Below are 24,139 nucleotides of genomic sequence, written 5' to 3'. Positions count from 1 at the left end.
ACCTTCCCGCACCGGGAGGCTCAGTAGCTCATGATCAATCGTAGGCGCCTGCGCCGCTGGCACATTTGGCTCGGCTGGCTCGTTGCCATCCCCATGCTCTTCTGGACCGTCTCCGGCGTGGTGATGGTCTTGAAGCCGATCGAGGAAGTGCGCGGCGAGGCCTTGATCCGCCCGCAGGCCCCCATCCGCCTCGCCGCTCCGCCGGTGCCGCCTGCTCTTGAAGGCATCCCTTTCAAGTCGCTGTCACTCCAGCAGCGCGTCGGCGGCCCCATCTGGGTCGTCACCTTGGCCGACGGCAGCACCCGTCTCGCCAATCCGGCGACGGGCGCTTTCTATTCCGACGTTTCGGGGCCGCTTGCGCTGCTGGAGTTCATGAAACGCTACACCGGCAAGGCCCATGCGCTCTCTGTTGCGCGCGTCGATCCGGACCGCCCGCCGCTCGAACTTCGCAAGCCGGTAAAGGCCTGGCTCATCACCATGTCCGATGGGGCGCATTTCTATGTCGATGCGTCGGGCGAGATCATTGCCAAACGCACCCGCTGGTGGCGCTTCTACGATTTCATGTGGGGCCTGCACATCATGGATCCGGCCGGCCGCGAGGACACGCACAACCCCTGGATTATCACCTTCGCCCTGATTTCCGTGACGACGGTGATCCTGGCTTTGATCCTCCTGCCCATGACCATCCGCCGGCGGAAGGCCGAGCAGTGATGGAGCCGGCCCTCGCAATCTTCGCCACTTTGCTCGGCCACTGCTGGCAGACCCAGCTGGCGCCGCAGGACGTCGACACCCATTGCTTCACCGACATGTGGAAGGGGGCCCACGTCCGCGACGTCCACGTCGTCACCCACGACGGCAAGTCGGTCTACGAAGGCGAGACCATCTACAGCTTCGACGGCAAATCGATTGTGTTCACTTATGTGAACTCATTGGGGGGCGTCGGCGGCGGCAGCGCCACCGTTGCCGACAAAGTGATCAGCTTCACCGGCTCGATGCGCGCCGGCCCGGGCTCACCGCCGCAACCCATCGACACCAAGTGGCGAATGCTCGGCGATGGCTATGAGGTAACGACGCCGGCCGAAAAGGCGGTACGTCGTTTCACTTTAGCTCGCTAGCCACCCCAAAACGGCCTGCACGAAACCCGCGTCCTTCGCTCTCGCCGCGACCGGCGCCACCGGCGCGCAGTCGAGACACCGCGCCTGTATCGACGGACCGCTGAGGATCGACTTCAGTTCCGCCAATGCCGCTTCCAGCTGCCACTGCGGGGCAGGGGCCAAGGTCGCCAGTGCGTCGGTCGGCTGCGTGCCTGCATCCTCTTCGCCGGCCAGCGCCGCCATGATTTCCTCGGTGAAGCTCTTGGGCCGCTCCAGGTAGCGGACGCCGCGCTCCTTGCCGAGATGCGCCAGCTCCGCGGCCTTGGCGATCGCTTCGTCCATCCCGCCGAAGCCATCGACCAGGCCGAGTTGGCGGGCCGAACCGCCGTCCCAGACGCGGCCCTGGGCGATGCGGTCGATGTCGGCCGGGCTCTTGTGCCGGGCCTCGGCGACGATGCCTAGGAAGTTGCGATAAACACCGTCGACCCCGGCCTGGATCAGCTTGCCGGCTTCCGGGCTCGGGCCGTGGAAGACGTCGGGCTCGCCCGATAACGGCGTCGTCTTCACGCCGTCGGCGCCGAGGCCGAGCTTGGCCAAAGTGCCCTGGAAGCTCGGCAGGATGCCGAACACGCCGATCGATCCGGTAATGGTCGAAGGCTCCGCGTAAACGTAATCGCCCGCCGTCGAGACCCAATAACCGCCCGATGCGGCAACGCTGCCCATCGATACGACGACCGGGATCTTGCGAGCCTTGGCGCCCAGCAAGGCCTGGCGGATGCGCTCGGACGCCAGCACCGAACCGCCCGGGGAATCGACGCGGACCACCAGTGCTTTCAGATTGTCTTCGCGCAGGCCCTTTTCGATGGCCGAAGCGATGCTGTCGCCGCCAGCGGTGCCGAGCTTCGCCTTGCCGTCGACGATTTCGCCGGCGACGGTGACGACGCCGATCGGGCCCTTCGGGTTACTCTCGACGACATCGCCGATGTAATCGTCGAGGCCGATAGACTTGAAGCCGCCCACCTTCCTGTCGTCGCGGCCGCCGAGTTCTGCCAGCCGTGCCTCGAACGAGCGGCGTTCGCCCAGCTTGTCGACCAGCTTCGCCGCCAGCGCCGCCTTGCCGAGGTCGCCGCCCGCGCTGTCGAGCACCGCGCCCGGGTCCTTCAGGTAGGTATCGATCCCTGCCGCCGGGCGCGCCTTCAGCACGTCTTCGCGCCAGGTTTCGAGCAATGCGCCGGCCAGCGCCTGGTTGTTTTCCCGCGCTTCGGGGGACATGTCGCTGCGCGTGTAGGGCTCCACCGCCGCCTTGTATGTTCCGACCCGGTAAACGTTGGCCGTAATGCCAAGCTTATCCATCAGCCCCTTGTAATAGAGGTGCTGCCCGCCCGGTCCGGCGACCGCGACCGCGCCAAGCGGGTGAAGCCAGATTTCCGAGGCGTGGGACGCCAGCTGATATCCGTCGTCGGAATAGCCGGCGGCGTAGGCGACGACCTTCTTGCCCGACTTGCGGACCCGGTCGATCGCCGCGCCCACGTCGCTGATGGCCACCTGGCCGCCGCCGAGGAAGCCGTCGAGGTCTAGGGCAACGGCCTTCACCCGGTCGTCGTCCTTGGCATTGTCGAGCGCTTCGACCAGTTCGCCGCGGCTATATTCCTGCAGGCGTTGTGTTCCGGCCAATAGTTCGCTGGTGCTCGGCGCCGACGGCTGCTCCGTGATCGTGCCGCGAAGGTCCATGACCAGGACGCCTTCGCCGACTCTGTTCGGGCTCGACTTCAGGCCCATGTAGAGCAGGCTGAAGAAGATCAGCATGAACACCAGGACAAGCGCGTCCTTGATGCCGACCAGCAATTTCCAGATTGCACCCACGAAGCGCATGCACACGACCCTCTATCTGTTCGCCCACTGGCTAGCGGACAGATAGGGGCGCCACCAATGATTTTCGACGGGGAGCGGCTGGACGGCCCGGCCTATCCTGCTAGGCGCTCGACACGATGCAGCGCGACGACCACCCATTTCCAGACGCGCCGCCGCGATGGCGTGACGAGCTTCGCGAGACTTTCCAGCTCGCGCTGCCGCTCGTTCTCGCCAACCTCGCCCAGACCGCCATCTATTCGACCGACGTCGTCATGGTCGGCTGGCTGGGAGCGCCGCAATTGGCGGCGTCCGCGCTGGCGGTGAACCTTTACAGCGTGTTGTTGTTCACCGGCACGGGCCTCATCACCGCCGCCGCCCCGCTGATCGCGGCCGAACTTGGCGCCCGCAAGCACTCGGTCCGCGAAGTGAGGCGCACGGTCCGCATGGCAATCTGGGCCGCCGTGCTGTTCGCAATCCCCGCCTGGTTGATCCTCTGGCACACCGAAGCGGTCTTGCTGGCCCTTGGCCAGGACCCGCAGCTCGCCCGGCACAGCGGCGAGTTCATGCGCGCACTGCAATGGGCGCTCCTGCCGGCGCTGATCATCGTCGCGCTGCGCAACTTTGTCGCGGCGCTCGGCAATGCCGGGATCGCGCTTGCGGTCATCGTCGCGGGCATCTTCATCAATGCCGCTTTGGATTGGGGCTTGATCTTCGGTCACTGGGGCCTGCCGCGGCTGGGGCTGGTCGGTGCCGGCATCGCCAGCAGCATTACGTCCTATCTGATGATGTTCGTCCTCATTGGGATCGTGCTCATCCACCCGAAGACGAGCCGGTTTCACGTCTTCGGCCGCCTGTTCAAGCCCGACTGGGAACGGCTGGCGACCATCATCCGCGTCGGCGTCCCCATCGCGTTCACCTTGGCCTTTGAGGTGACGGTATTCAGCGCCGCCGTCTATCTGATGGGCCTGATCAGCGAGACGTCGGTCGCCGCACATGCCATCGCCCTGCAGATTGCCGCGATCACTTTCATGGTCCCCCTTGGCATCAGTCAGGCGACCACGATCCGCGTCGGCCTCGCTTTTGGTGCAAAGGATCCGTCTTGGGTCAGCCGCGCGGGGTCTGCCAGCCTCGTCATGGCCATGGGGTTCATGTCGGTCGCGGCGCTCGCCATCTGGCTGTTCCCGCGCGATCTCGCGTCAATATTCCTCGATGCGGCGAAACCGGAGAACGCGCCGGTCCTCGACCTCGCGGTCAAGTTTCTTTTCATCGCCGCCATTTTCCAGTTGGCCGACGGTGCCCAGGTGGTCGGCGCCGCCATGCTCCGCGGTCTCCAGGATACAAGGGTGCCAATGTACTATGCCGCCTTCGGCTATTGGGTCGTTGGCCTCGGTGGCGGCGCGGCACTGGCCTTCTGGGGCGGCTGGCAGGGCGTTGGCGTCTGGACCGGCCTGGCCGGCGGCCTGGCTGCCGTCGCGGTGCTGATGCTCTGGCGCTGGAGCCGCCGCGGACGGCTCGATTTAATTCCGCGACGGGCACCGGTTGACGTGTAGGAGCCCGCGACCCATATGCGCCCCGCGAGTTGGCACTCTCTGAGTCTGAGTGCCAGCGCAAATGTTCAACGCAACCTTTAGCAAGGGGCAAAGCAATATGGGTTTCAGGCCGCTTCATGATCGCGTCCTCGTCCGCCGGGTCGAGGCCGAAGAGAAGTCCGCGGGCGGGATCATCATTCCCGACAGCGCCAAGGAAAAGCCGCAGGAAGGCGAAGTCGTCGCCGTCGGCGCCGGTGCCAAGAGCGAAGAGGGCAAGGTTTCGCCGCTCGACGTCAAGGCCGGTGACCGCATCCTGTTCGGCAAATGGTCGGGCACCGAGGTGAAGATCGACGGTGAAGACCTGATCATCATGAAGGAAAGCGACATCCTCGGGATCGTCGGCTGACTTTCGGAGGGGCGCGAAAATGGCGCCTCATCCCAAGACTTTTGAGACTTTAGCGAACTTAAGAAACTGAAAGGGTAGCCAGATGGCAGCCAAGGACGTGAAATTCAGCCGCGACGCGCGTGAGCGCATCCTGCGCGGCGTCGACATCCTCGCCGATGCGGTCAAGGTGACTTTGGGCCCCAAGGGCCGCAACGTCGTCATCGACAAGAGCTTCGGCGCTCCGCGCATCACCAAGGACGGCGTCACCGTCGCCAAGGAAATCGAGCTTAAGGACAAGTTCGAGAACATGGGCGCGCAGATGGTCCGCGAAGTCGCTTCGAAGACCAACGACATCGCCGGGGACGGCACCACCACCGCCACGGTTCTCGCTCAGGCGATCGTCCGTGAGGGCATGAAGTCGGTTGCGGCCGGCATGAACCCGATGGACCTGAAGCGCGGCGTCGACCTTGCCGTTTCCAAGGTCGTCGAAGACCTCAAGGGCCGCTCGAAGCCGGTTTCCGGTTCTTCCGAAATCGCCCAGGTCGGCATCATCTCGGCCAATGGTGACAAGGAAGTCGGCGAGAAGATCGCCGAGGCCATGGAAAAGGTCGGCAAGGAAGGCGTCATCACCGTCGAGGAAGCCAAGGGCCTCGAGTTCGAGCTCGACGTCGTCGAAGGCATGCAGTTCGACCGCGGCTACCTTTCGCCCTACTTCATCACCAACCCGGAGAAGATGCAGGTCGAATTGAACGAGCCGTTCATCCTCATCCACGAGAAGAAGCTCAGCAACCTGCAGGCGATGCTCCCGATCCTGGAAGCGGTCGTCCAGTCGGGCCGTCCGCTGCTGATCATCGCCGAGGACATCGAAGGCGAAGCGCTGGCGACCCTGGTCGTCAACAAGCTGCGCGGTGGCCTCAAGGTCGCCGCCGTCAAGGCGCCGGGCTTCGGCGATCGCCGCAAGGCGATGCTCGAGGACATCGCCATCCTGACGGGCGGCGAGATGATCTCGGAGGATCTCGGCATCAAGCTCGAGAACGTCACGACGGCGATGCTCGGCACCGCCAAGAAGGTCGTCATCGACAAGGACAACACCACCATCGTCGACGGCGCCGGCACGCATGAGCAGATCGAGGGCCGTACGGCCGCGATCCGCCAGCAGATCGACAACACCACCAGCGACTACGACCGCGAGAAGCTCCAGGAGCGTCTCGCCAAGCTCGCCGGCGGCGTTGCCGTGATCAAGGTCGGCGGCGCCACCGAGGTCGAGGTGAAGGAGCGCAAGGACCGCGTCGACGACGCTCTCCACGCGACCCGCGCCGCGGTCGAGGAAGGCATCGTCCCGGGCGGCGGCACGGCCCTGCTCTATGCGATCAAGGCGCTCGACGGCCTCAAGGGCAGCAATGACGACCAGACGCGCGGCGTCGACATCGTTCGCAAGGCGATCGAAGCCCCGCTTCGCCAGATCGCTCAGAATGCGGGCGTCGACGGTGCGGTCGTGGCCGGCAACCTGCTGCGCGAAGGCGACGAGACCCGTGGCTTCAACGCCGCCACCGACACCTACGAGAACCTGGTCCAGGCCGGCGTGATCGACCCGACCAAGGTCGTCCGCACCGCCCTCCAGGACGCGGCGTCCGTCGCCGGCCTGCTCATCACCACCGAAGCGGCGGTGTCGGAAGTCCCCGAGGACAAGCCGGCCATGCCGATGGGCGGTGGCATGGGCGGAATGGGCGGCATGGATTTCTAGCCGAGACGGCCGGAGCGAGCGACGCGAACCGACAGGTGAGCTAGCTGGCTCCGGACTCGTCGAAGGCCGGACGGCCTGCCGCAAAGCGGACAGGACCGACGGCGCGGATTCACTCCGCGCCGGCTTCGCCAGACAGAAATGGAAGGGCCGGCGGAGTAATCCTCCGGCCCTTTCTTTTGCGCCATTGCCCGTTCATCGCCGCTGCCCTAGCCACCGCCTGTGTTTGTCCCCGACCAGCCTGCCGTCCCCGTCTGCGGCTATGAAATCGTGCATAGCTATCCGCACGACCCCAGCTCCTTCACCGAGGGGCTCCTCTTCCACAACGGCCACCTCTACGAAGGCACCGGCATGGAGGGGCGCTCCAAGGTCGCCCGTATCAACCTCGCCACCGGCAAGGCCATCGCCCAATCCAAATATCCCGGAAACCAGTTCGGCGAGGGCATTGTCATCTGGAAGAACCAGCTGATCTCGCTGACCTGGAAGGATGGTATCGGCCATCGCTGGCGGCTCAGCGACCTTAAGCCGCTCGGCACCTTCCGCTTTTCTGCCGAAGGCTGGGGCATGACCATGCTCGGCCAGCGCATCGTGGCGAGCGACGGCTCGCCGACTTTGCGCTTTTACGATCCCGCAACCATGACCCAGACGGGCAGCGTGCAGGTCACCTACCAGGGCAAGCTGCTCGCCCGCGTCAACGAGCTGGAAGCCATCAACGGCGAAATCTGGGCCAATGTTTGGATGACCGACTTCATCGTCCGCATCGATTCCGCCACAGGCGCGATCCGCCATGTCGTCGACTTGAAGGGCCTCCGCGAGACCGCAGGCGCCACCGGCATCGACAGCGTCCTCAACGGCATCGCCTGGGACGCCAAAGGCCGCCGCCTGTTCGTCACGGGAAAGAACTGGCCGAAACTCTTCGAGATCAAGCTCAAGGCCTGCGCCTGACTACTTCCCCGCTTCCTCGTTCAGCATGTTCTCCGCCTCGTTGAGCTGATCGTTCTGCTCGGCGGTGGGGGCAGGGGGCCGCTTCTCGCCGCAGCCGGCAAGCACGAGGGCAATCGCGAACCAGATTTTCTTCATCTGGCCCGAAGTACCACCTCGGGCGAATAACAAGAAAGGGCCGCCCGGTTTCCCGTGCGGCCCTCCTTGCGTGCTCTCTAAAGAGAGCGAACGGCTTAGTGCGCGTTCGTCGTGTTGTCGGCAGCGTTGGCGACCGCATTCGATGCGTTGTCAACGGCGTTGCCGGCGTTCTCGACCGCATTGCCGGCCGCGTCGAGCGCGTTGTCGGCCGCATTGGCGGCGACATCGGCAGTGTTGGCGGCGACGTCGGCAGTGTTGTCGGCGACGGTGTTGTTGTCTTCGGCCTTGGGCTGGCACGCGGCCAGGCCGAGCGTCAGGACCGCAACGGTCAGTGCAACCTTCTTCATGATCGTTCCATTCCTTCAACTTTGCCACTTCTGTGGCAACTGGGCTCGGCCTGCCGCAAAATTCGGTCAGGCCAGCGACGGGGTGTAAATAGGCTTTTTGCGTCGCGCAATCGGGATTCCGCATCGCACTGAAAATTTCGTTTCGGCGGCGTGACTGTTGATTGACGCATATAAAGATTTCTTTATATCCTTATGACGTGACCGCAAACCTGCCGATCGCCGAACTTTTCCAGGCGCTTGCCGACCCCTCGCGGGTCCGCATCCTGGCGTTGCTGCGGACTATGGAATTGTCGGTTGGCGAGCTCGCGCAGGTGCTCGGCCAGAGCCAGCCCCGCGTTTCCCGTCACGTCAAAATCCTCGGCGACGCTGGCCTCCTCGATCGCCACAAGGAAGGCAGCTGGGTCTTCCTCGCCCTGACGGTCGAAGCGCGGACCCAGGCGGTTTTCGACCTCATCGACCAATGGCTGGACTCGGCGAGCCGCAATGTCCTGAATGCCGACGCCGCGCGCCTCGCTGCTGTCCGCGCCGATCGCGCCGACGCTGCCAACCGCTATTTCTCCGCCCATGCCGAGGTCTGGGATTCGATCCGCTCGCTCCATGTCGCCGAAAGCATGGTCGAAAAGGCCATCCAGAAAGCGCTGTCGGACCAGCCCGTCGGTCGCCTCGTGGATATCGGCACCGGCACTGGCCGGATGATCGAGTTGCTCGGTCCCAAGGCGGCGCAGGCGACCGGCGTCGACAAGAGCTCGGAAATGCTGCGCCTCGCCCGCGTCAAGCTGGAAGCAGCCGGCATTTCGTCCAGCCTGCGACAGGCGGACATGTACGCTTTGCCGCTGCCCGACAGCAGCGCCGACAGCGTCGTCATCCACCAGGTGTTGCATTACGCCCAGAATCCGGCTGCCGCGCTTGCTGAAGCTGCGCGCGTCCTGCGCGAGGGCGGCAGGCTGCTCGTCATCGATTTCGCCGCTCATGAGCGCGAGGACCTCCGGATTCGCGACGCGCACCTGCGCCTCGGTTTCACCGACGACGCCATGGCCGGCTGGTTCGCCGGCGCCGGTCTCGAGCCCGATATGACCGAACATCTTCCCGGCGGCGAATTGACCGTCGCCCTTTGGCGCGGCGTCAAGACCGCGCTTGCCGAACGGAAAGCCGCGTAATGGCCAGTGCCCCGAAAATTCCTCCGCATCCCGATTGCGTGCCGCTGTTTGCGGAAGCGCGGGGCGATATCGAAGTCAGCTTCGAATTCTTCCCGCCAAAGTCCGAAAAGATGGCCGACACCCTGTGGGAGGCGATCAAGACGCTGGAGCCCTTGGGTCCTCGGTTCGTCTCGGTGACTTACGGCGCTGGCGGCTCCACCCGTGAGCGCACTCACGCCACCGTTGAGCGGATCCTCAAGGAGACTGACCTCACTCCGGCGGCGCATCTGACTTGCGTCGGCTCCAGCCGCGACGAGGTTGATGCCATCGCCAGGGACTATTGGGATCTCGGCGTCCGCAACATCGTCGCCTTGCGCGGCGATCCGCCCGAAACCGGCACCAGGTTCGAAGCCCATCCCGACGGCTATCGCGATGCCGCCGAGCTCGTGGCCGGCCTGAAGAAGGTCGCACCCTTCGATCTCAGCGTCGCCTGCTACCCGGAATGCCATCCGGAGGCAGCGAGCAGCCAGGCCGACCTCGATCATCTGAAACGGAAGGTCGATGCCGGCGCCGACCGGGCCATCACCCAATTCTTCTTCTCGGCGGAATGCTTCTTCGACTTCCGCGACCGCGTCGCGGCGTCGGGCCTCGATGTCGAGATAGTCCCCGGCATCCTGCCGGTCACCAACGTGGCCCAGGCGCGCAAGTTCGCGGCCCAGTGCGGCGCGTCGATCCCCGACTGGCTAGATCACGCCTTTGAAGGCCTCGATGAGCGTCCTGCCGCGCGCCAATTGGTCGCCGCCACCGTCGCCGCCGAGCTGTGCGGGCAGCTCTATGCGGGCGGCGTCCGTCACTTCCACTTCTATACCCTGAATCGGGCCGAGCTGGCTTACGCCATCTGCCACCTGCTCGGCGTCCGGGCGAAGGCGGCGGCATGAGCACGCCCGCCGCCTCGTTCCGTTCTGAAGCCGCCAAGCGCATCCTGGTCAAGGACGGCGCCTACGGCACGCTCATCCAGGCCGAAAAGCTCGACGGCTGCACCTACGGCGGTGATCTCGGCCTCAGCCGCGACCAGCGCGGCAATAACGACCTGCTCAATCTCACCTGCCCGGGCGTGATCGAAGACATTTGCGAGCGCTTCGCCGCCGCCGGCGCCGACGTCCTCGCCACCAACACCTTTAACGCCAACGCCATCAGCCAGGCCGATTATGGCGCCGAGGCCTATGTCGACGACATCAACCGGGCAGCGGCGCGCATCACCCGCACCGTTGCCGATCGCTGGGCGGCAAAGGACGGCAGGCCGCGTTGGGTCGCGGGCGCCCTCGGGCCGACCAACAAGACGCTCTCGCTGTCGCCCAACGTCAATGACCCCGCCTTCCGCGAAGTCGATTTCGACACGGTAAAGGCGGTCTACCGCGAGCAGATCGACGCGCTGGTCGAAGGCGGTATCGACCTCGTCCTTATCGAGACGATCTTCGACACCTTGAACGCCAAGGCGGCAATCATGGCTGCGCTGGAGGCGGAGCGGGCCTTGGGTCGCGAGTTGCCGATCATGATTTCCATGACCCTGACCGACCTCTCCGGTCGCAATCTCTCCGGCCATACGGTCGAAGCCTTCTGGGCCAGCGTCCGCCACGCAAGGCCGCTGACCATCGGCCTCAACTGCTCCTTCGGCGCCCAGCAACTGCGTCCCCACCTTGCGGCTTTGTCGGCGCAAGCGGACACCCTTGTCATGGCCTATCCCAATGCCGGCCTGCCCAACGAGCTCGGCGAATATGACGAAGCTGCCGAGGAGACCGCCGCCCAGGTGCGCGAGTGGCTGGATGATGGCCTCGTCAACGTCGTCGGCGGCTGTTGCGGCACGACGCCGGAGCATATCGCTGCCATCGCGAAGGTCGTAGCGGGCGCCTCGCCGCGCGCCATTCCGCACACCAACGGCCATACTTTGCTTGCCGGCCTCGAACCGATGGTGCTCGCCGCGTGAGTGATTTCGCCAGCGCCGGCGCGCGTTTCGTCAATATCGGTGAGCGGACCAACGTCACCGGCTCCGCCAAATTCAAGAAGCTGGTCCTCGCCGGCGACTATGACGCGGCCGTGGAAGTCGCCCGGCAGCAGGTCGAAGCGGGCGCCCAGATCGTCGACGTCAACATGGACGAGGCCTTGCTGGACGGCGTCCAGGCGATGACCATCTTCCTGAAGCGCATTGCCGCCGAACCCGACATCGCCCGCGTGCCCGTCATGATCGACAGCTCCAAGTGGAGCGTCATCGAAGCGGGTCTCAAGTGCGTTTCCGGCAAGCCGATCGTCAATTCGATCAGCCTCAAGGAAGGTGAGGAAGCGTTCCTCGAACAGGCCAGTACCGTTCGTGCCTATGGCGCCGCCGTCGTCGTCATGGCGTTCGACGAGACCGGCCAGGCCGACAGCGCCGCCCGCAAGGTCGAAATCTGCCAGCGCGCCTACAAGCTGCTGACATCCAACGGTTTTCCGGCCGAGGACATCATCTTCGATCCTAACGTTTTCGCCGTCGCCACCGGTATCGACGAGCACCGCCGCTACGCATTGGACTTCATCGACGCGGCCCGCGAAATTCGCGCAACTTGCCCCGGCGTCCACATCTCGGGCGGCCTCTCGAACCTCAGTTTCTCGTTCCGCGGCAACGAGCCCGTGCGCCGGGCGATGCACAGCGTCTTCCTCTACCACGCCATTCCGGCGGGAATGGACATGGGCATCGTCAACGCCGGGCAATTGGACGTCTACGACCAGATCGACCCTGAGCTTCGCGACGCCTGCGAGGACGTGATCCTCGACCGCCGCGACGATGCAACCGAGCGGCTGATCACGATCGCCGAGCGCTTCAAGCACGTCGACCCGGCGACCGAAAAGAAGGAAGCCGAGTGGCGCGCGTGGCCGGTTGCCCAGCGGCTCGCCCACGCCCTCGTTAAGGGCATTGACGCCCATATCGTCGAGGACACGGAAGAGGCGCGGCAGGCCGCCGAGCGCCCGATCCACGTCATCGAAGGCCCTCTGATGGACGGCATGAACGTCGTCGGCGACCTGTTCGGCTCCGGCAAGATGTTCCTGCCACAGGTGGTGAAGTCGGCTCGCGTCATGAAACGCGCGGTCGCCCATCTCTTGCCCTTCATCGAGGCCGAAAAGGACGAAAGCGCCAAGGGCAAGGGCAGGATCGTGATGGCGACGGTGAAGGGCGACGTCCACGACATCGGCAAGAACATCGTCGGCGTCGTGCTGCAGTGTAATGGCTACGAAGTCGTCGACCTCGGCGTCATGACGCCGTGGACGGAGATCCTCCAGTCCGCGAACGACAATAATGCGGACATTATCGGGCTCTCGGGGCTCATCACGCCGTCGCTGGACGAAATGGTCACCGTGGCGGGCGAGATGGAGCGGGCGGGCATGAACCTGCCGCTGCTGATCGGCGGCGCGACCACGAGCCGCGCCCATACGGCGCTCAGGATTGCTCCAGCCTATTCGGGCCCGGTCATCCACGTACTCGATGCCAGTCGCGCCGTCGGCGTCGCATCCGCTCTGGTCAGCAGCGGACCGCAACGCGCCGAGCTGATCGACGGCACCGCCGCAGACTACGAGGCACTGCGTCAGTCTCGTGCCGGCCGCGGCGACAAGGATTTGGCAACCATCGCCGATGCTCGGGCCAATGGGTTCGCCTACGATCCCGAAGGCAAGGCGCCGCCGCCGCTAAAGCCCGGCATTCACCAGTTCGGCGAATGGCCGCTTCGCGATCTGCGCTCGAACATCGACTGGACGCCCTTCTTCCGCGCCTGGGAACTCGCCGGCACCTATCCGGCGATCCTTGACGATCCAGTCGTCGGCGAAAGCGCCCGCAACCTTTTCGAAGACGCGCAGGAGATGCTGAACCGCATCATCGTCGAGCATTGGCTGCAGCCGCGCGGCACGGTCGGCCTGTGGCGCTGCCGCCGCGACGGCGATGACGTCTGGGTGCTTGCCGGCAATGAAGAGGTCCGCATCCCCTTCCTCCGCCAGCAGATAAAGAAGCGGGAAGGGCGCGCCAACATGTGCCTCGCCGATTTCATCGATCCGGACGGCGAAGACTGGATTGGCGGTTTCGCGGTCGGAATTCACGGAATCCAGCCGCACCTCGACCGTTTCCGCGCAAACAACGACGATTATTCTGACATTTTGCTCAAGGCGCTGGCCGACCGCCTTGCCGAAGCCTTTGCCGAGCGCCTTCACCAGCATGTCCGCGAGAATCTCTGGGGCTATGCCGCGACCGAGCAGCTTTCCAACCAGGATCTGATCCGGGAATCCTACAGCGGCATCCGCCCCGCCCCGGGCTATCCGGCCTGCCCGGACCATAGTTTGAAACCACTGCTGTTTCCGTTGCTCGGCGAAGATCCGGCAGGAGTTACCCTCACCGACAATTTCGCCATGCTGCCGGCCTCGGCGGTCTCCGGCTTCTACTTCGGTCATCGCGACAGCCAGTATTTCGGGGTCGCCAAGATCGGACAGGACCAGCTCGCCGATTATGCCGAACGGCGCGGCGTCGATATCGAGACCGCGACCCGCTGGCTCAGGCCCAATCTCGACTAAGCTCGGCATCTCGCTTAGCCAGCGGCCCATGATCCGGTTCCTGTTCCTATTGTTGCTTCTTGCGGCTCCCGCCACTGCGCAGGATCGCGTCAATGCCATCCAGCCCGAACTGGTCGCCGAAGGCCCGGCAAAGCCCGACGGCGAGGTCGACCTCGCCATCGTCATGCACACCCAAAAGGGTTGGCACGGCTATTGGCAGAACCCCGGCGACGCCGGCCTGCCGATGAAAGTGGAATGGCAGCTGCCTCCTGGAGCAAGCGTCGGACCACTGCGCTACCCGGTGCCCGACAGGCTGACGATCGCCGGCCTGATGAACTATGTTTACGAGCACGATTATGCGGTGCTGGTCAGGTTGAAGGTACCGGCGAACGCCAGTGGTTCGCTGCCCATCAGCGCCAATGCACAATGGCTGGCCTGCACAGACGAAGTTTGCGTCCCGGAGCACGGCAGCTTTTCGCTGGACGTTCCGGTCGCCGATGGCCCGGCGACCGACCAGGCGCGGTTCGATCAATGGCGGCAGCAATTGCCGAGGCCGCTTGCAGCGCAGGCGCGTTTCGCGCTCAGCGGCGACATGCTGAGTGTGGCGATCCCGCTTCCGGCCAGCGTCGCGGTCGGGAAGTCCTATCTCTTCCCGCTCGACAACGGCCCCGTTGATTATGCCGCCCCCCAGAGCTTCCGGCGGACCGGCGATACGCTGGTTGCGGAGTTGAAGCGCAAACGTGGTGAACCCGCGACTTTTGCGGGCGTGGTGGCGCTGGGCGACGCCCAGGGCTTCGAATTCAAGGCCATTCCCGGCGCTGTGCCGACCGGCGGCACAGAGGTTGGCGGGTTTGATGTTAATGCCATGTGGTGGGCGGTGCTAGGCGCACTTGCGGGCGGCCTTCTGCTCAACCTGATGCCCTGTGTCTTTCCGATTTTGGCGCTGAAGGCCTCGCACCTGGCGCGGGCCGGCGGCGATGAGCGCGAGGCCCGTCGCGACGCGCTCGCCTACACCGCAGGCGCGATCATCGGCACCGGCGCGCTGGGCGGCCTCCTGCTCGCAATCCGCGCGGGTGGCAGCGCTGCGGGCTGGGCGTTCCAGCTTCAGGACCCGCGCACCATCCTTGTCTTGTTGCTGTTGGTGACGGCGATCACACTCAACCTCCTGAGGGTCTTCGAGCTGCCCGTGCTTGGCGGCAGCGCTCGCCCGGCAGGCAGCTTCGCTACCGGTGCGTTGGCGGCGTTCGTCGCCACCCCATGCGCCGGCCCGTTCCTGGGCGCGGCATTAGGCACGGCATTGCTCCTGCCGCTCCAAGGATCGATTCTGGTTTTCGCGGCCTTGGGGTTCGGCCTGGCGCTGCCGTTCCTGGTAGTGGCGTTCGTTCCAGCCTTTCGCCGCAAGCTGCCCAAGCCGGGTCCATGGATGGCCACGCTCCAGCGGGTCCTCGCAATCCCGATGGCGCTCACGGCTGCAGGCTGCGCCTGGTTGCTCTGGCGCATCGGCGGCTATCCAGCACTGGCAGTTGCAATTGTTTCCGTCATCGCGCTCACCGCATTGCTCTTTGTCTTCGGCAGGTTGCAACGGAGGGGCCTGAGTTTTGGCTTCGCTACGTTGGGGCTGTCCGCCGTGCTCGCCGTTCTGGCGACGGAAAAGCTGCCCGCACACTCCGCGGTTTCCGCGCGCCCCGTCGCTGGGGCCGAAACCTGGAGCGAAGCGAAGGTGGCGTCCTATCTCGCCCAAGGGAAGCCCGTCTTCGTCTATTTCACGGCCGACTGGTGCCTGTCTTGCAAGGCCAATGAGGCGGGGGCGATCGATCGCGACGCCGTACGCGATGTCTTCAAGCAGGTAGGGGTCAAGGTCGTTGCGGGCGACTGGACGAACGGCGACCCCGCGATCACACGCTTCCTCGAAAGCCGAGGTCGCGCCGGCGTGCCACTTTATCTTTGGTACGAGCCGTCAGGGCATGTTGAAGAACTCCCTCAAGTGCTGACGCCGTCTTTGCTTATAGACCGCGCTCGGCGCCGGCGCCCTTAGACGACTTCGCCCAGACCTTCTTGCCAGCGACCCAAGTCTCCAGGACCTGGGTATGGCCAAGCGACTGCGGATCAACTTTGGTCGGATCGCGGTCAACGAAGATGAAGTCGGCCCACATGCCAGGATCAAGGCTGCCGATCCGATCCTCCGCGAACCCCGCATAGGCCGCACCGCGCGAGAAGCCGTGGAGGGCGCGGCCAAGCGATACACTCTCCTGGGGCCGCCAGCCGCCGGGCGGCTGACCGTTTAGGTCCTGCCGGCTGATCGCCGCGCTGATACCGGGGAACGGGTTGGGGCTTTCGACCGGAAAGTCGGAGCCGAAGGCCAGCTTTGCACCGGAATTCAGGATCGTCGTCCAGGCGTAGGCGCCGGCAAGCCGGTCGGGGCCGAGGCGTTTTTCGGCCATCAGCCGGTCGCTGGTCTGATGGGTTGGCTGCATCGACGCGATGATTCCGGCCTTGGCTATGCGCGGGATGTCGATCGGATCGACGACCTGCGCATGCTCGATCCGCCAGCGTCTGTCCGTGCCATATTGCCGCGACAGGCCCTCATAGTCGGCGATCGCTTGTGCGTTGGCTGCATCTCCGATGGCGTGCGTCGCGACCTGGAAGCCCATGGCCGCCGCCTTGCCGGTGATGTCGCGCATTTCCGCATCACTGTGAAACTTCAGGCCGTGCGTGTCGGGCTTGTCCGAATAGGGCTGCTTCAACCACGCTCCGCGCGAACCGAGAGCGCCGTCGGCGTAGAATTTAACGCCTCCCATGTGCAGGCGATCCCCGTACTTCCAGTCCGTCGGCGCGCTGAGCGCGATCGCCTTCAATGTGTCTAGGCCGAACGAATAAGACATAATCCGGACGTTCAGGCGTCCCGCCTCGCCGGCCCGGTTCATCGCGGCCCAGCCACTCGGGTCGGTGCCCATGTCGCCCGCAGCGGTCAGGCCGAAGCCGAGCATGATTTCCTGGGCTTTGGCCGCGGCAGCATCGGCTTCCGCGTCCGTGGCCTGTGGAATTTTGGGCTCGATCAGATCCATCGCATTGTCGACGAACAAGCCGTTCTCGACCCGCCCGCCGGCTGGCGCGGGCGTTGATGCGCTGACGCCCGCGGCGCGCATGGCCGTGCTGTTGGCGACAAGGGCGTGGCCGTCGACCCGGCGCAAAACAACCGGGCGGTCGCTGACCACCGCGTCGAGATCGGCGGCAGTCGGGAAATTCTTCACCGGCCACAATTCCTGGTTCCAGCCGCGCCCGACGATCCAGCGCGCCTGCGGATTGGCGGCGGCATAGGCCTTCAGCCGCCCCTGCAGGTCAGCGAGCGAGGAAGTTCCGGTGAGGTCGAGCTGCAGAGCCGCGTAGCCGAGCTCCATGAAGTGGCCATGAGCGTCGATCAGGCCGGGCATGACGGTCTGGCCGCGGCCGTCCACCACATCCGTGTCGCGCAGCTTCAGCATTTCGCCGTGCAGCAGCCGTTTCACCTTCCCATCATTGCCGATCAGGATGCCGGTGAAGTGCTCAACATTGCCATTGGCATCGGCCTGGATGCCGTTGACGTTGCTGATCAGGATGTCGGCCGAGGCCGCGGTGGACGCGAGCAGGGCGCCAAGCGCCAGGAAATGCATCTTCATGGCCGCGCGGCATAGCATTGTTTGGCCGGTGCGGAAGGTTTAGGCGATGCCGCCATGGACGCCCCGACCAGCACTCGCCCGACCATCGATGACATCCGCGCCGCCGCGACACGCATCGACGGCGCAGTCGTCAAGACACCTATGCTGCACAGCCGGGTGCTCTCGGAGATGGTTGAGGCGGACATTTGGCTGAAGTTCGAGAACTTACAGTTCACCTCTGCCTACAAGGAGCGGGGTGCGCTCAACAAGTTGCTGCAGTTGACCGACGAGGAGCGGAAGCGCGGCGTTATCGCGGCCTCGGCCGGTAATCACGCCCAGGCCGTCGCCTATCATGGCAGGCGGCTCGGCATTCCGGTCACCATCGTCATGCCCAAGGCGACGCCAACCGTGAAAGTAACCCAGACAGAGAGTCATGGCGCCCGCGTTGTCCTGCATGGCGCCATGTTCGACGACGCTTATGCTTACGCCCGCGAGTTGGAGGCCGAGAACGGCTTTGTGTTCGTCCACCCGTTCGACGACGGGCAGATCATTGCCGGCGCCGGCACCTGTGCATTGGAAATGCTGGCTGAAGTGCCGACGCTCGACACTTTGGTAGTGCCGATCGGCGGTGGCGGCTTGATTTCGGGAACGGCGATTGCCGCCAAGTCGATTAATCCCCGTATCGAGGTCATCGGCGTCGAGGCCGAGCTCTATCCGTCGATGAAGAATGTCGTCGAAGGGACGGCCGGCAAGATTGGCGGCGACACTTTGGCCGAGGGCATCGCCGTCAAGGAGCCCGGCGAGCTCACCCGCGCCATCATCAAGGACAAGGTCGATCGGATCGACCTTGTTGCCGAGCGCGACATCGAGCATGCGGTCGCCTTGCTCGTCAGCCTGGAAAAGAGCGTTGTCGAAGGGGCGGGCGCAGCGGGCCTCGCGGCCATCCTCGCCGAACCCGAGCGGTTTCGGGGCCGCACCGTCGGCACCATTCTCTGCGGCGGCAACATCGACACCCATTTGTTGGCCAATGTACTGGTTCGTGAGCTCGTCCGCTGCGGCCGTATCGCCCGCCTGAAAATCGCCGCCCATGACCAGCCGGGAGCCTTGGCCGCCATCACCGCCAAATTTCATGAGTGCGGTGTCAATATCATCGAGGTCGAGCACCATCGCATCTTCACGCGCCTGCCGGCCAAGGACACGGTCATTGAGGTCGAATGCGAAGCGCGCGACTCACGGGCCATCGATACATTGGTGAAGCGGCTCGAGGATGCAGGCTTCCAGGTCGACCGGGCCGAGCTCGACTAGCCAAAATCGCCCAAACCTGTCCTTTGGCGGGACAGTCCTTCACTTTAACCTTCTTTTGGGTGACCCAAATCTTTCCTTTCGCGTTTACCGGTCTCATAAAGGGTTGAGTAACTATTGGAGGCCGGGCGGGTGAGCGCACCATTTCGCTTTCCCAAGTTCTTCGTGACCAATCCGTCACCGTGCCCCTATTTGCCGGGCAAGGTGGAGCGGAAGGTCTTCACTGAGCTCAATGGCCGCAACTCCAGCGAACTGAACGAGGCTCTTGGCCGTATCGGCTTCCGCCGCAGCCAGTCGGTCGCCTATCGTCCCAGCTGCATCGATTGCTCGGCCTGCGTCTCGGTCCGGGTGCTGGCCGACGAGTTTATGCCCAGCGCCACGCAGCGCAAGCTCATCCGCAAGCATTCGGATATCGAGGTTTCGGCATGCCGGCCCTGGACGACCGAGGAGCAATATGCGCTGCTCCGCAAATATCTGGCGGTGCGCCATCCCGGCGGCGGCATGGCTGACATGGATGAGCATGATTTTGCCGACATGGTCGAGCAGACCCCGGTCCGCACCTATGTCGTCGAATATCGCGAACCGTCGGTTGATGGCCGTCCGGGCAAGTTGATCGGCGCTTGCCTCTCCGACCAGCAGTCGGATGGGCTCAGCATGATCTACAGTTTCTTCGATGTGGGGCCAGGCGCCCGCAAGGGGCTGGGGACCTACATCATCCTCGATCATATCATTCGCGCCGCCCGTGCCGGCTTGCCGCATGTTTATCTCGGCTATTGGGTCGAAGGCTCGGATCGCATGGCTTACAAAACCAGCTTCCGGCCTCTCGAGCGCCTTGGCCGCGATGGCTGGCGTCGTTTGGGTGAACCGGAAGAGCCGGTGACGGAACAGTCGCTGCCTTTCAGGATCCGGCCGGAACGGACGCTGGTCGACGCCTAAAGGAAAACGGCGGAGCGTTTCCGCCCCGCCGTCACACCCCCACTCGAAGTACTGGACTTACGCTACAGCCGCCTGCGGCTCACTCACCGTATCGCCCTCGGCATCGCGCAGCACATAGCCGCGGCCCCAGACGGTCTCGATGTAATTGTCGCCACCGCAAGCCAGCGAGAGTTTCTTGCGCAGCTTGCAGATGAAGACGTCGATAATCTTGAGTTCGGGCTCGTCCATGCCGCCGTAAAGATGGTTCAGGAACATTTCCTTGGTCAGCGTCGTGCCCTTGCGGAGCGAAAGCAGCTCCAGCATCGCATATTCCTTGCCGGTCAGGTGCACGCGGGCGCCATCGACCTCGACCGTCTTGGCGTCGAGATTGACGGCCAGCTTGCCGGTGCGGATGACCGATTGCGAATGCCCCTTCGAGCGGCGCACGATCGCATGAATGCGGGCGACCAGCTCGTCACGGTGGAACGGCTTGGTGACATAATCGTCGGCACCGAAGCCCAGCGCACGGACCTTGGAATCCATCTCGTTCAAACCGGACAGGATCAGGACCGGCGTACCGACCTTCGCGGTGCGAAGCTTTTTCAGCACGTCATAGCCGTGCATATCCGGCAGGTTCAGGTCCAGGAGGATGATGTCGTAATCGTAGAGCTTTCCGAGGTCCAAGCCCTCTTCGCCCAGGTCGGTGGTGTAGACGTTGAAACCCTCGGTGGAGAGCATCAGCTCGATGCTCTTGGCGATGGTCGCCTCGTCCTCGATCAGCAGAACCCGCATGTTCATTCCCCCGTTTCTCGGCATTAAGAAGCGTTACGAGCTCTTAACGGCCTTGAAGCGTTCATTAACCATGACCTGTCTGCAGTGAAAAGGTTAATAAGCCCTAAAGTTCTGTAATCGGTCGAAAACGGCGCAATTGAGTCCAACGTGCAACACCGCCATTGAAGAAGATATGCTCGAAGACCGCATCCTTTACGTCGACGCAGAAGCGATCGTCATCGACAAGCCGGCGGGGTTGCCGGTCGATACTCCGCGCGCGGGCGGCGATAGTGTCGCGGTCCGGGCGGACGAACTTAAGCTGGGTTTCCAGCGCGAACCGGTGGCGATGCATCGTCTGGACCAAGATACATCGGGATGCCTGCTGCTGGCGCGCAATCCCAAGGCACGGGCAAAATTCCAGCAGGCGTTTGAATCCGGAACGGTCAAGAAAACCTACCTCGCCGTGGTCGCCGGTGTGCCCGAGGCCGAGGCCGGCGTGATCGATCTGCCGCTCGCGAAATTTTCGACCGCCGAAGCAGGCTGGCGGATGGTGCCCGACGACAAGGGCAAGAGCGCTCAGACGCGATGGAAAAAACTCGCCGAGCGCGATGGCTTGAGCTTGATCGAGTTCAAGCCACTGACCGGGCGGACGCACCAGATCCGGGTCCACGCGGCCCGCGGCCTGGGAGCGGCGATTGTTGGTGATCCGGTTTATGGCTCCGGCGGCGGCCCGATGCTCCTGCATAGTTGGCGGATTGTTGTCCCGCGCGGCACGAAGCCTGCAATTGATGTCGTTGCGCCCGTCCCCGACACCTTCGGGCTTTGGCTGGACTTCATCAATGCGGCCTGAGGATGTGGAGATTCCCGAGGATGCGCTGAGCGAGAAGTTTCTCGCCGCGACCGGGCCTGGCGGCCAGAACGTCAACAAGGTCGCGACGGCCTGCCAATTGCGCGCGGATGTCTTCAAGCTTGGATTGTCGCCCCACGCCTATGAGAATTTGAAGCGCATCGCGGGTAGCCGGATGACCAGTAGCGGCGAATTGTTGATTACTGCGCGCCGCTTCCGAACCCAGGAAGCGAACCGCGCCGACGCCCGGCAAAGACTGGCGGAAATGATTGCCGAGGCCCATATCGTTCAGGCGAAACGACGGCCAACGAAGCCGTCGCGGTCAGCCAAGGCGAAGCGGGTCGATTCAAAGAAGCAGCGCAGCGCCGTCAAGCAGGGCCGGGGAAAGGTGAGTTTCGACTGATGTATGACTTCAAGATTGCTGCTGCCGACAAGCCGACGCTCTACCGTGACCTCGCGCAGATGCTGGAAGCGCTCATCGGCGATGAAACCGACTCCGTTGCCAATATGGCGAATGCTGCGGGCCTGATCTGGGAAAGCTTGCCCGACGTGAATTGGGTGGGTTTCTACCGGAATGTCGATGGTGAACTGGTGCTCGGACCGTTCCAAGGCCGCCCGGCGTGCATCCGCATCGCATTTGGTTCGGGCGTCTGCGGGGCTGCCGCCGAGACGCGGCAGGTGCAGAGGGTCGAGGATGTTCACGCCTTTCCCGGCCACATCGCCTGCGACAGTGCGTCTAACAGCGAGATTGTCCTGCCGCTGATCCGCGATGGCGAAGTATTAGGCGTGCTCGATATCGATAGTCCGCTGCACGCGCGGTTCGACGGAGAGGATGAGGCCGGGCTCCGGCCGATCGCCGAATTCCTGTCGCGGGTCCTTTAGCTCAGCTTCTCGATCCGCTCCGACGGGAGCGATCCCGGAATAATCATCACCGGGCAGGGCAGCTTGCCGGCATCGTTGCCGGTCAGGTTGGACACGAGCGGTCCGGGATTTCCAGAAGGCGCGGCACCAAGGACCAATGCGGCAATCTCGTCGCGTGTGCCAATTAGCGTGCGGACGACCTGCACGGGTTCACCGGACCGGACGATGATGTGCGGCTGGATTCCGGCGGCATCCATGATTTCTCCGACCGCCGCCGCGACGCTGGCTTCGATGCGCAGACGCTGCTCTTCTTCGATGGCGGCCTGGACACCACCCCATTGGACGAAATCCTGTGGCTCGACGATTGCCAGCACTTCGACTGCGCCATTGGTCTTGGCTGCGCGACGGGCGGCGAACTGGAGGGCCACGCGTGCTTCGGGGCTATCGTCGATGACGACGAGATACGTGCGCTTTTCTGCCGATGCCCCGGTCACGGCGATGTGCTGCGCTAAACCCGTCTCCTTGGCAACCCGCCTTGACCCAATGCTAGCTTTGGAGTTTGTGCCCCGCGACGACCGCCAACGCGAAAGAGTCCCATGCCCATCGAACTCAAGATGCCCGCTCTGTCCCCGACCATGGAGGAGGGAACGCTCGCCAAATGGCTGGTCAAGGAGGGCGACGCCGTGTCGTCCGGCGACATTCTTGCCGAAATCGAGACGGACAAGGCGACCATGGAATTCGAAGCCGTCGACGAAGGCACGATTGCCAAAATTCTGGTCCCGGAGGGCACCGATGGCGTGAAGGTCGGCGCACCGATTGCGCTGATGGCGGGTGAGGGTGAGGACGTCGGTGCCGCGGCCAAGGCCGCGCCAGCCGCAGCCCCCGCGGTTAAGAACGAACAGGGTCCGGCTCCCGTGATGGCTGAGCCGGCCCCTCCACCGCCAGCGCCTGTAGCGACGCCTGCTGCTCCGGCTCAACCGGCAGCGACCTCTGCGCGGGCAGCTGGAGACCGAATAAAGGCTTCGCCGTTGGCCCGCCGCCTGGCAGAAGCCCAGGGCATTGATTTGTCGACGCTGACCGGCAGCGGTCCAGGCGGCCGCATCGTCCGCGCCGATCTCGGCAAGGCTGGCGGCGGCGCGATGGCTGCGCCGGCAACTGGAGCGCCGACGCTTGCGGCCGCGCCCGCGCATGTCGAGCCCCTCGAAATCCCGAACGAGGTCATCAAGCTTTCGAATATGCGCAAGACGATTGCGCGCCGCCTGACCGAGTCCAAGCAACAGGTCCCGCACATTTACCTGACCCTCGACGTACAGCTGGATGCGCTTCTGAAGCTACGCGGCGAGCTGAATGCGTCTCTGGAAAGTCGCGGCGTCAAGCTCAGCGTCAATGACATGCTGATCAAGGCACTTGCGCTGGCGTTGATCGAAGTGCCGGAATGCAACGTCAGTTTCGGGGGTGACAACCTCATCAAGTACAGCCGGGCCGACATTTCAGTGGCGGTCAGCATTCCCAATGGCCTGATTACGCCGATCGTCGCGGACGCGAACAGCAAGACGCTGTCGAAGATCTCGACAGAGATGCACGACCTCGCGAGCCGCGCCAAGGATGGTAAGTTACAGCCCGCCGAATATCAGGGCGGCACCGCTAGTCTGTCGAACATGGGCATGTTCGGCATCAAGCATTTCGAGGCCGTTATCAATCCGCCGCAGGGCATGATCATGGCGATCGGCGCTGGCGAGAAGCGGCCCTATGTCATCAACGACAGCCTGCAGATTGCGACCGTTATGTCGGCGACCGGCAGCTTCGATCATCGCGCCATCGACGGCGCCGACGGCGCACGGCTGATGAAGGTCTTCAAGGAACTCTGCGAGAAACCGCTGGGCCTGGTCGCTTGAGATGAAGTGGCTTCCGGCCCTCTTCATCGGTGCGATCCTCGGCTTCGCGCTGCCCTTGTTCTTCGGCGGCCAGAATGGGGTCTGGCTTCATTCGTTCGCAGGGTGGGGGACGGTGCGTCCTGTTTCCGACTCGCCCGGACTGTTGTTTTCGATCCCCCTCGCCTTGGGCTCGGCGATCGCGCTT

At 64.1% G+C, this 24,139-nt stretch carries 23 protein-coding genes; 17 read left to right on the top strand and 6 right to left on the bottom strand.

The window, feature by feature from the left end; translation table 11 throughout:
- Positions 1–30: 30 nt before the first annotated feature.
- Both LZ536_RS05240 and LZ536_RS05235 read left to right on the top strand, forming a co-directional pair.
- Positions 31–711 (top strand): PepSY domain-containing protein, encoded by a 681-nt coding sequence (locus LZ536_RS05240; protein ID WP_249847239.1) that lies wholly within the window; start codon positions 31–33, stop codon positions 709–711.
- Positions 711–1,115, top strand: coding sequence for a hypothetical protein (locus LZ536_RS05235; protein ID WP_249847238.1), 405 nt, complete (start codon positions 711–713; stop codon positions 1,113–1,115). Before LZ536_RS05240 ends, LZ536_RS05235 begins: the two co-directional genes overlap by 1 nt.
- On the opposite strand, the gene sppA is transcribed toward LZ536_RS05235, so the two are convergent.
- Positions 1,104–2,966, bottom strand: coding sequence for a signal peptide peptidase SppA (gene sppA, locus LZ536_RS05230; protein ID WP_249847237.1), 1,863 nt, complete (start codon positions 2,964–2,966; stop codon positions 1,104–1,106). The two genes, LZ536_RS05235 and sppA, sit on opposite strands and share 12 nt — an antisense overlap.
- 116 nt (positions 2,967–3,082) lie before the next feature.
- Between sppA and LZ536_RS05225 the strand changes: the two genes are divergently transcribed.
- From LZ536_RS05225 to LZ536_RS05210, 4 genes are all read left to right on the top strand, one after another.
- Entirely contained in the window at positions 3,083–4,495 is a 1,413-nt protein-coding gene (locus LZ536_RS05225) for an MATE family efflux transporter (RefSeq protein WP_249847236.1), read from the top strand.
- Positions 4,496–4,592: 97 nt separating this feature from the next.
- Complete coding sequence (groES, locus tag LZ536_RS05220; RefSeq protein WP_249847235.1) at positions 4,593–4,880, top strand: co-chaperone GroES; 288 nt, start codon at positions 4,593–4,595, stop codon at positions 4,878–4,880.
- Between the two features lie 82 nt (positions 4,881–4,962).
- Entirely contained in the window at positions 4,963–6,603 is a 1,641-nt protein-coding gene (gene groL / locus LZ536_RS05215) for a chaperonin GroEL (protein ID WP_249847234.1), read from the top strand.
- Between the two features lie 219 nt (positions 6,604–6,822).
- Entirely contained in the window at positions 6,823–7,545 is a 723-nt protein-coding gene (locus LZ536_RS05210; protein ID WP_249847233.1) for a glutaminyl-peptide cyclotransferase, read from the top strand.
- On the opposite strand, the gene LZ536_RS13035 is transcribed toward LZ536_RS05210, so the two are convergent.
- Both LZ536_RS13035 and LZ536_RS05205 read right to left on the bottom strand, forming a co-directional pair.
- Positions 7,546–7,680, bottom strand: coding sequence for a hypothetical protein (locus LZ536_RS13035; protein WP_283938387.1), 135 nt, complete (start codon positions 7,678–7,680; stop codon positions 7,546–7,548).
- A gap of 95 nt (positions 7,681–7,775) precedes the next feature.
- Complete coding sequence (locus LZ536_RS05205; protein WP_249847232.1) at positions 7,776–8,027, bottom strand: circumsporozoite protein; 252 nt, start codon at positions 8,025–8,027, stop codon at positions 7,776–7,778.
- A 197-nt stretch (positions 8,028–8,224) separates the two neighbouring features.
- Here LZ536_RS05205 and LZ536_RS05200 point away from each other — a divergent pair, with 197 nt between their 5' ends.
- From LZ536_RS05200 to LZ536_RS05180, 5 genes are read left to right on the top strand one after another with little or no spacing between them, the layout of a single operon-like run.
- Complete coding sequence (locus tag LZ536_RS05200) at positions 8,225–9,184, top strand: ArsR/SmtB family transcription factor (RefSeq protein WP_249847231.1); 960 nt, start codon at positions 8,225–8,227, stop codon at positions 9,182–9,184.
- Positions 9,184–10,101, top strand: a complete 918-nt coding sequence (metF, locus tag LZ536_RS05195; RefSeq protein ID WP_249847230.1) for a methylenetetrahydrofolate reductase [NAD(P)H] — start codon at positions 9,184–9,186, stop codon at positions 10,099–10,101. Before LZ536_RS05200 ends, metF begins: the two co-directional genes overlap by 1 nt.
- Positions 10,098–11,147: a homocysteine S-methyltransferase family protein gene (locus LZ536_RS05190; protein ID WP_249847229.1), complete on the top strand. Its 1,050-nt coding sequence runs from the start codon at positions 10,098–10,100 to the stop codon at positions 11,145–11,147. The genes metF and LZ536_RS05190 overlap by 4 nt, the downstream gene beginning before the upstream one ends.
- The gene (gene metH / locus LZ536_RS05185; RefSeq protein WP_249847228.1) at positions 11,144–13,750 is read left to right on the top strand and encodes a methionine synthase; all 2,607 of its coding nucleotides are present in this window, start codon (positions 11,144–11,146) and stop codon (positions 13,748–13,750) included. Before LZ536_RS05190 ends, metH begins: the two co-directional genes overlap by 4 nt.
- A gap of 28 nt (positions 13,751–13,778) precedes the next feature.
- Complete coding sequence (locus LZ536_RS05180; RefSeq protein WP_249847227.1) at positions 13,779–15,764, top strand: protein-disulfide reductase DsbD family protein; 1,986 nt, start codon at positions 13,779–13,781, stop codon at positions 15,762–15,764.
- On the opposite strand, the gene LZ536_RS05175 is transcribed toward LZ536_RS05180, so the two are convergent.
- Positions 15,733–17,385, bottom strand: a complete 1,653-nt coding sequence (locus tag LZ536_RS05175) for an amidohydrolase (protein WP_249847226.1) — start codon at positions 17,383–17,385, stop codon at positions 15,733–15,735. The genes LZ536_RS05180 and LZ536_RS05175 overlap by 32 nt on opposite strands.
- Positions 17,386–17,439: 54 nt before the next feature.
- On the opposite strand from LZ536_RS05175, the gene LZ536_RS05170 reads away from it, so the two are divergent.
- Complete coding sequence (locus LZ536_RS05170) at positions 17,440–18,669, top strand: threonine ammonia-lyase (protein ID WP_249847225.1); 1,230 nt, start codon at positions 17,440–17,442, stop codon at positions 18,667–18,669.
- Between the two features lie 129 nt (positions 18,670–18,798).
- Positions 18,799–19,602, top strand: coding sequence for an arginyltransferase (locus tag LZ536_RS05165; protein WP_249847224.1), 804 nt, complete (start codon positions 18,799–18,801; stop codon positions 19,600–19,602).
- A 57-nt stretch (positions 19,603–19,659) separates the two neighbouring features.
- Here LZ536_RS05165 and ctrA read toward each other — a convergent pair whose 3' ends face one another.
- Positions 19,660–20,373 (bottom strand): response regulator transcription factor CtrA, encoded by a 714-nt coding sequence (ctrA, locus tag LZ536_RS05160; RefSeq protein WP_249848561.1) that lies wholly within the window; start codon positions 20,371–20,373, stop codon positions 19,660–19,662.
- Between the two features lie 172 nt (positions 20,374–20,545).
- Between ctrA and LZ536_RS05155 the strand changes: the two genes are divergently transcribed.
- Genes LZ536_RS05155 through LZ536_RS05145 form a run of 3 tightly spaced genes read left to right on the top strand, consistent with a single transcriptional unit; the run spans position 20,546 to position 22,081 of the window.
- Entirely contained in the window at positions 20,546–21,202 is a 657-nt protein-coding gene (locus tag LZ536_RS05155) for an RluA family pseudouridine synthase (protein WP_249847223.1), read from the top strand.
- Positions 21,192–21,602, top strand: coding sequence for an alternative ribosome rescue aminoacyl-tRNA hydrolase ArfB (gene arfB, locus LZ536_RS05150; protein ID WP_249847222.1), 411 nt, complete (start codon positions 21,192–21,194; stop codon positions 21,600–21,602). Before LZ536_RS05155 ends, arfB begins: the two co-directional genes overlap by 11 nt.
- Positions 21,602–22,081 carry a GAF domain-containing protein gene (locus LZ536_RS05145; protein ID WP_283938386.1) on the top strand — a complete coding sequence of 160 codons (480 nt, stop codon included), beginning with the start codon at positions 21,602–21,604 and terminating at the stop codon, positions 22,079–22,081. Before arfB ends, LZ536_RS05145 begins: the two co-directional genes overlap by 1 nt.
- Here LZ536_RS05145 and LZ536_RS05140 read toward each other — a convergent pair.
- Positions 22,078–22,554: a universal stress protein gene (locus LZ536_RS05140; protein ID WP_249847221.1), complete on the bottom strand. Its 477-nt coding sequence runs from the start codon at positions 22,552–22,554 to the stop codon at positions 22,078–22,080. The genes LZ536_RS05145 and LZ536_RS05140 overlap by 4 nt on opposite strands.
- A gap of 102 nt (positions 22,555–22,656) precedes the next feature.
- Here LZ536_RS05140 and LZ536_RS05135 point away from each other — a divergent pair, with 102 nt between their 5' ends.
- Positions 22,657–23,955 (top strand): pyruvate dehydrogenase complex dihydrolipoamide acetyltransferase, encoded by a 1,299-nt coding sequence (locus tag LZ536_RS05135; protein ID WP_249847220.1) that lies wholly within the window; start codon positions 22,657–22,659, stop codon positions 23,953–23,955.
- Positions 23,956–24,139 lie beyond the last annotated feature (184 nt).

It is taken from the genome of Sphingomonas alba (assembly GCF_023516555.1).
GTDB lineage: Bacteria > Pseudomonadota > Alphaproteobacteria > Sphingomonadales > Sphingomonadaceae > Sphingomicrobium > Sphingomicrobium album.
Note: the sequence above shows the minus strand (reverse complement) of the source record. Positions and strands in the feature narration are given on the sequence as shown.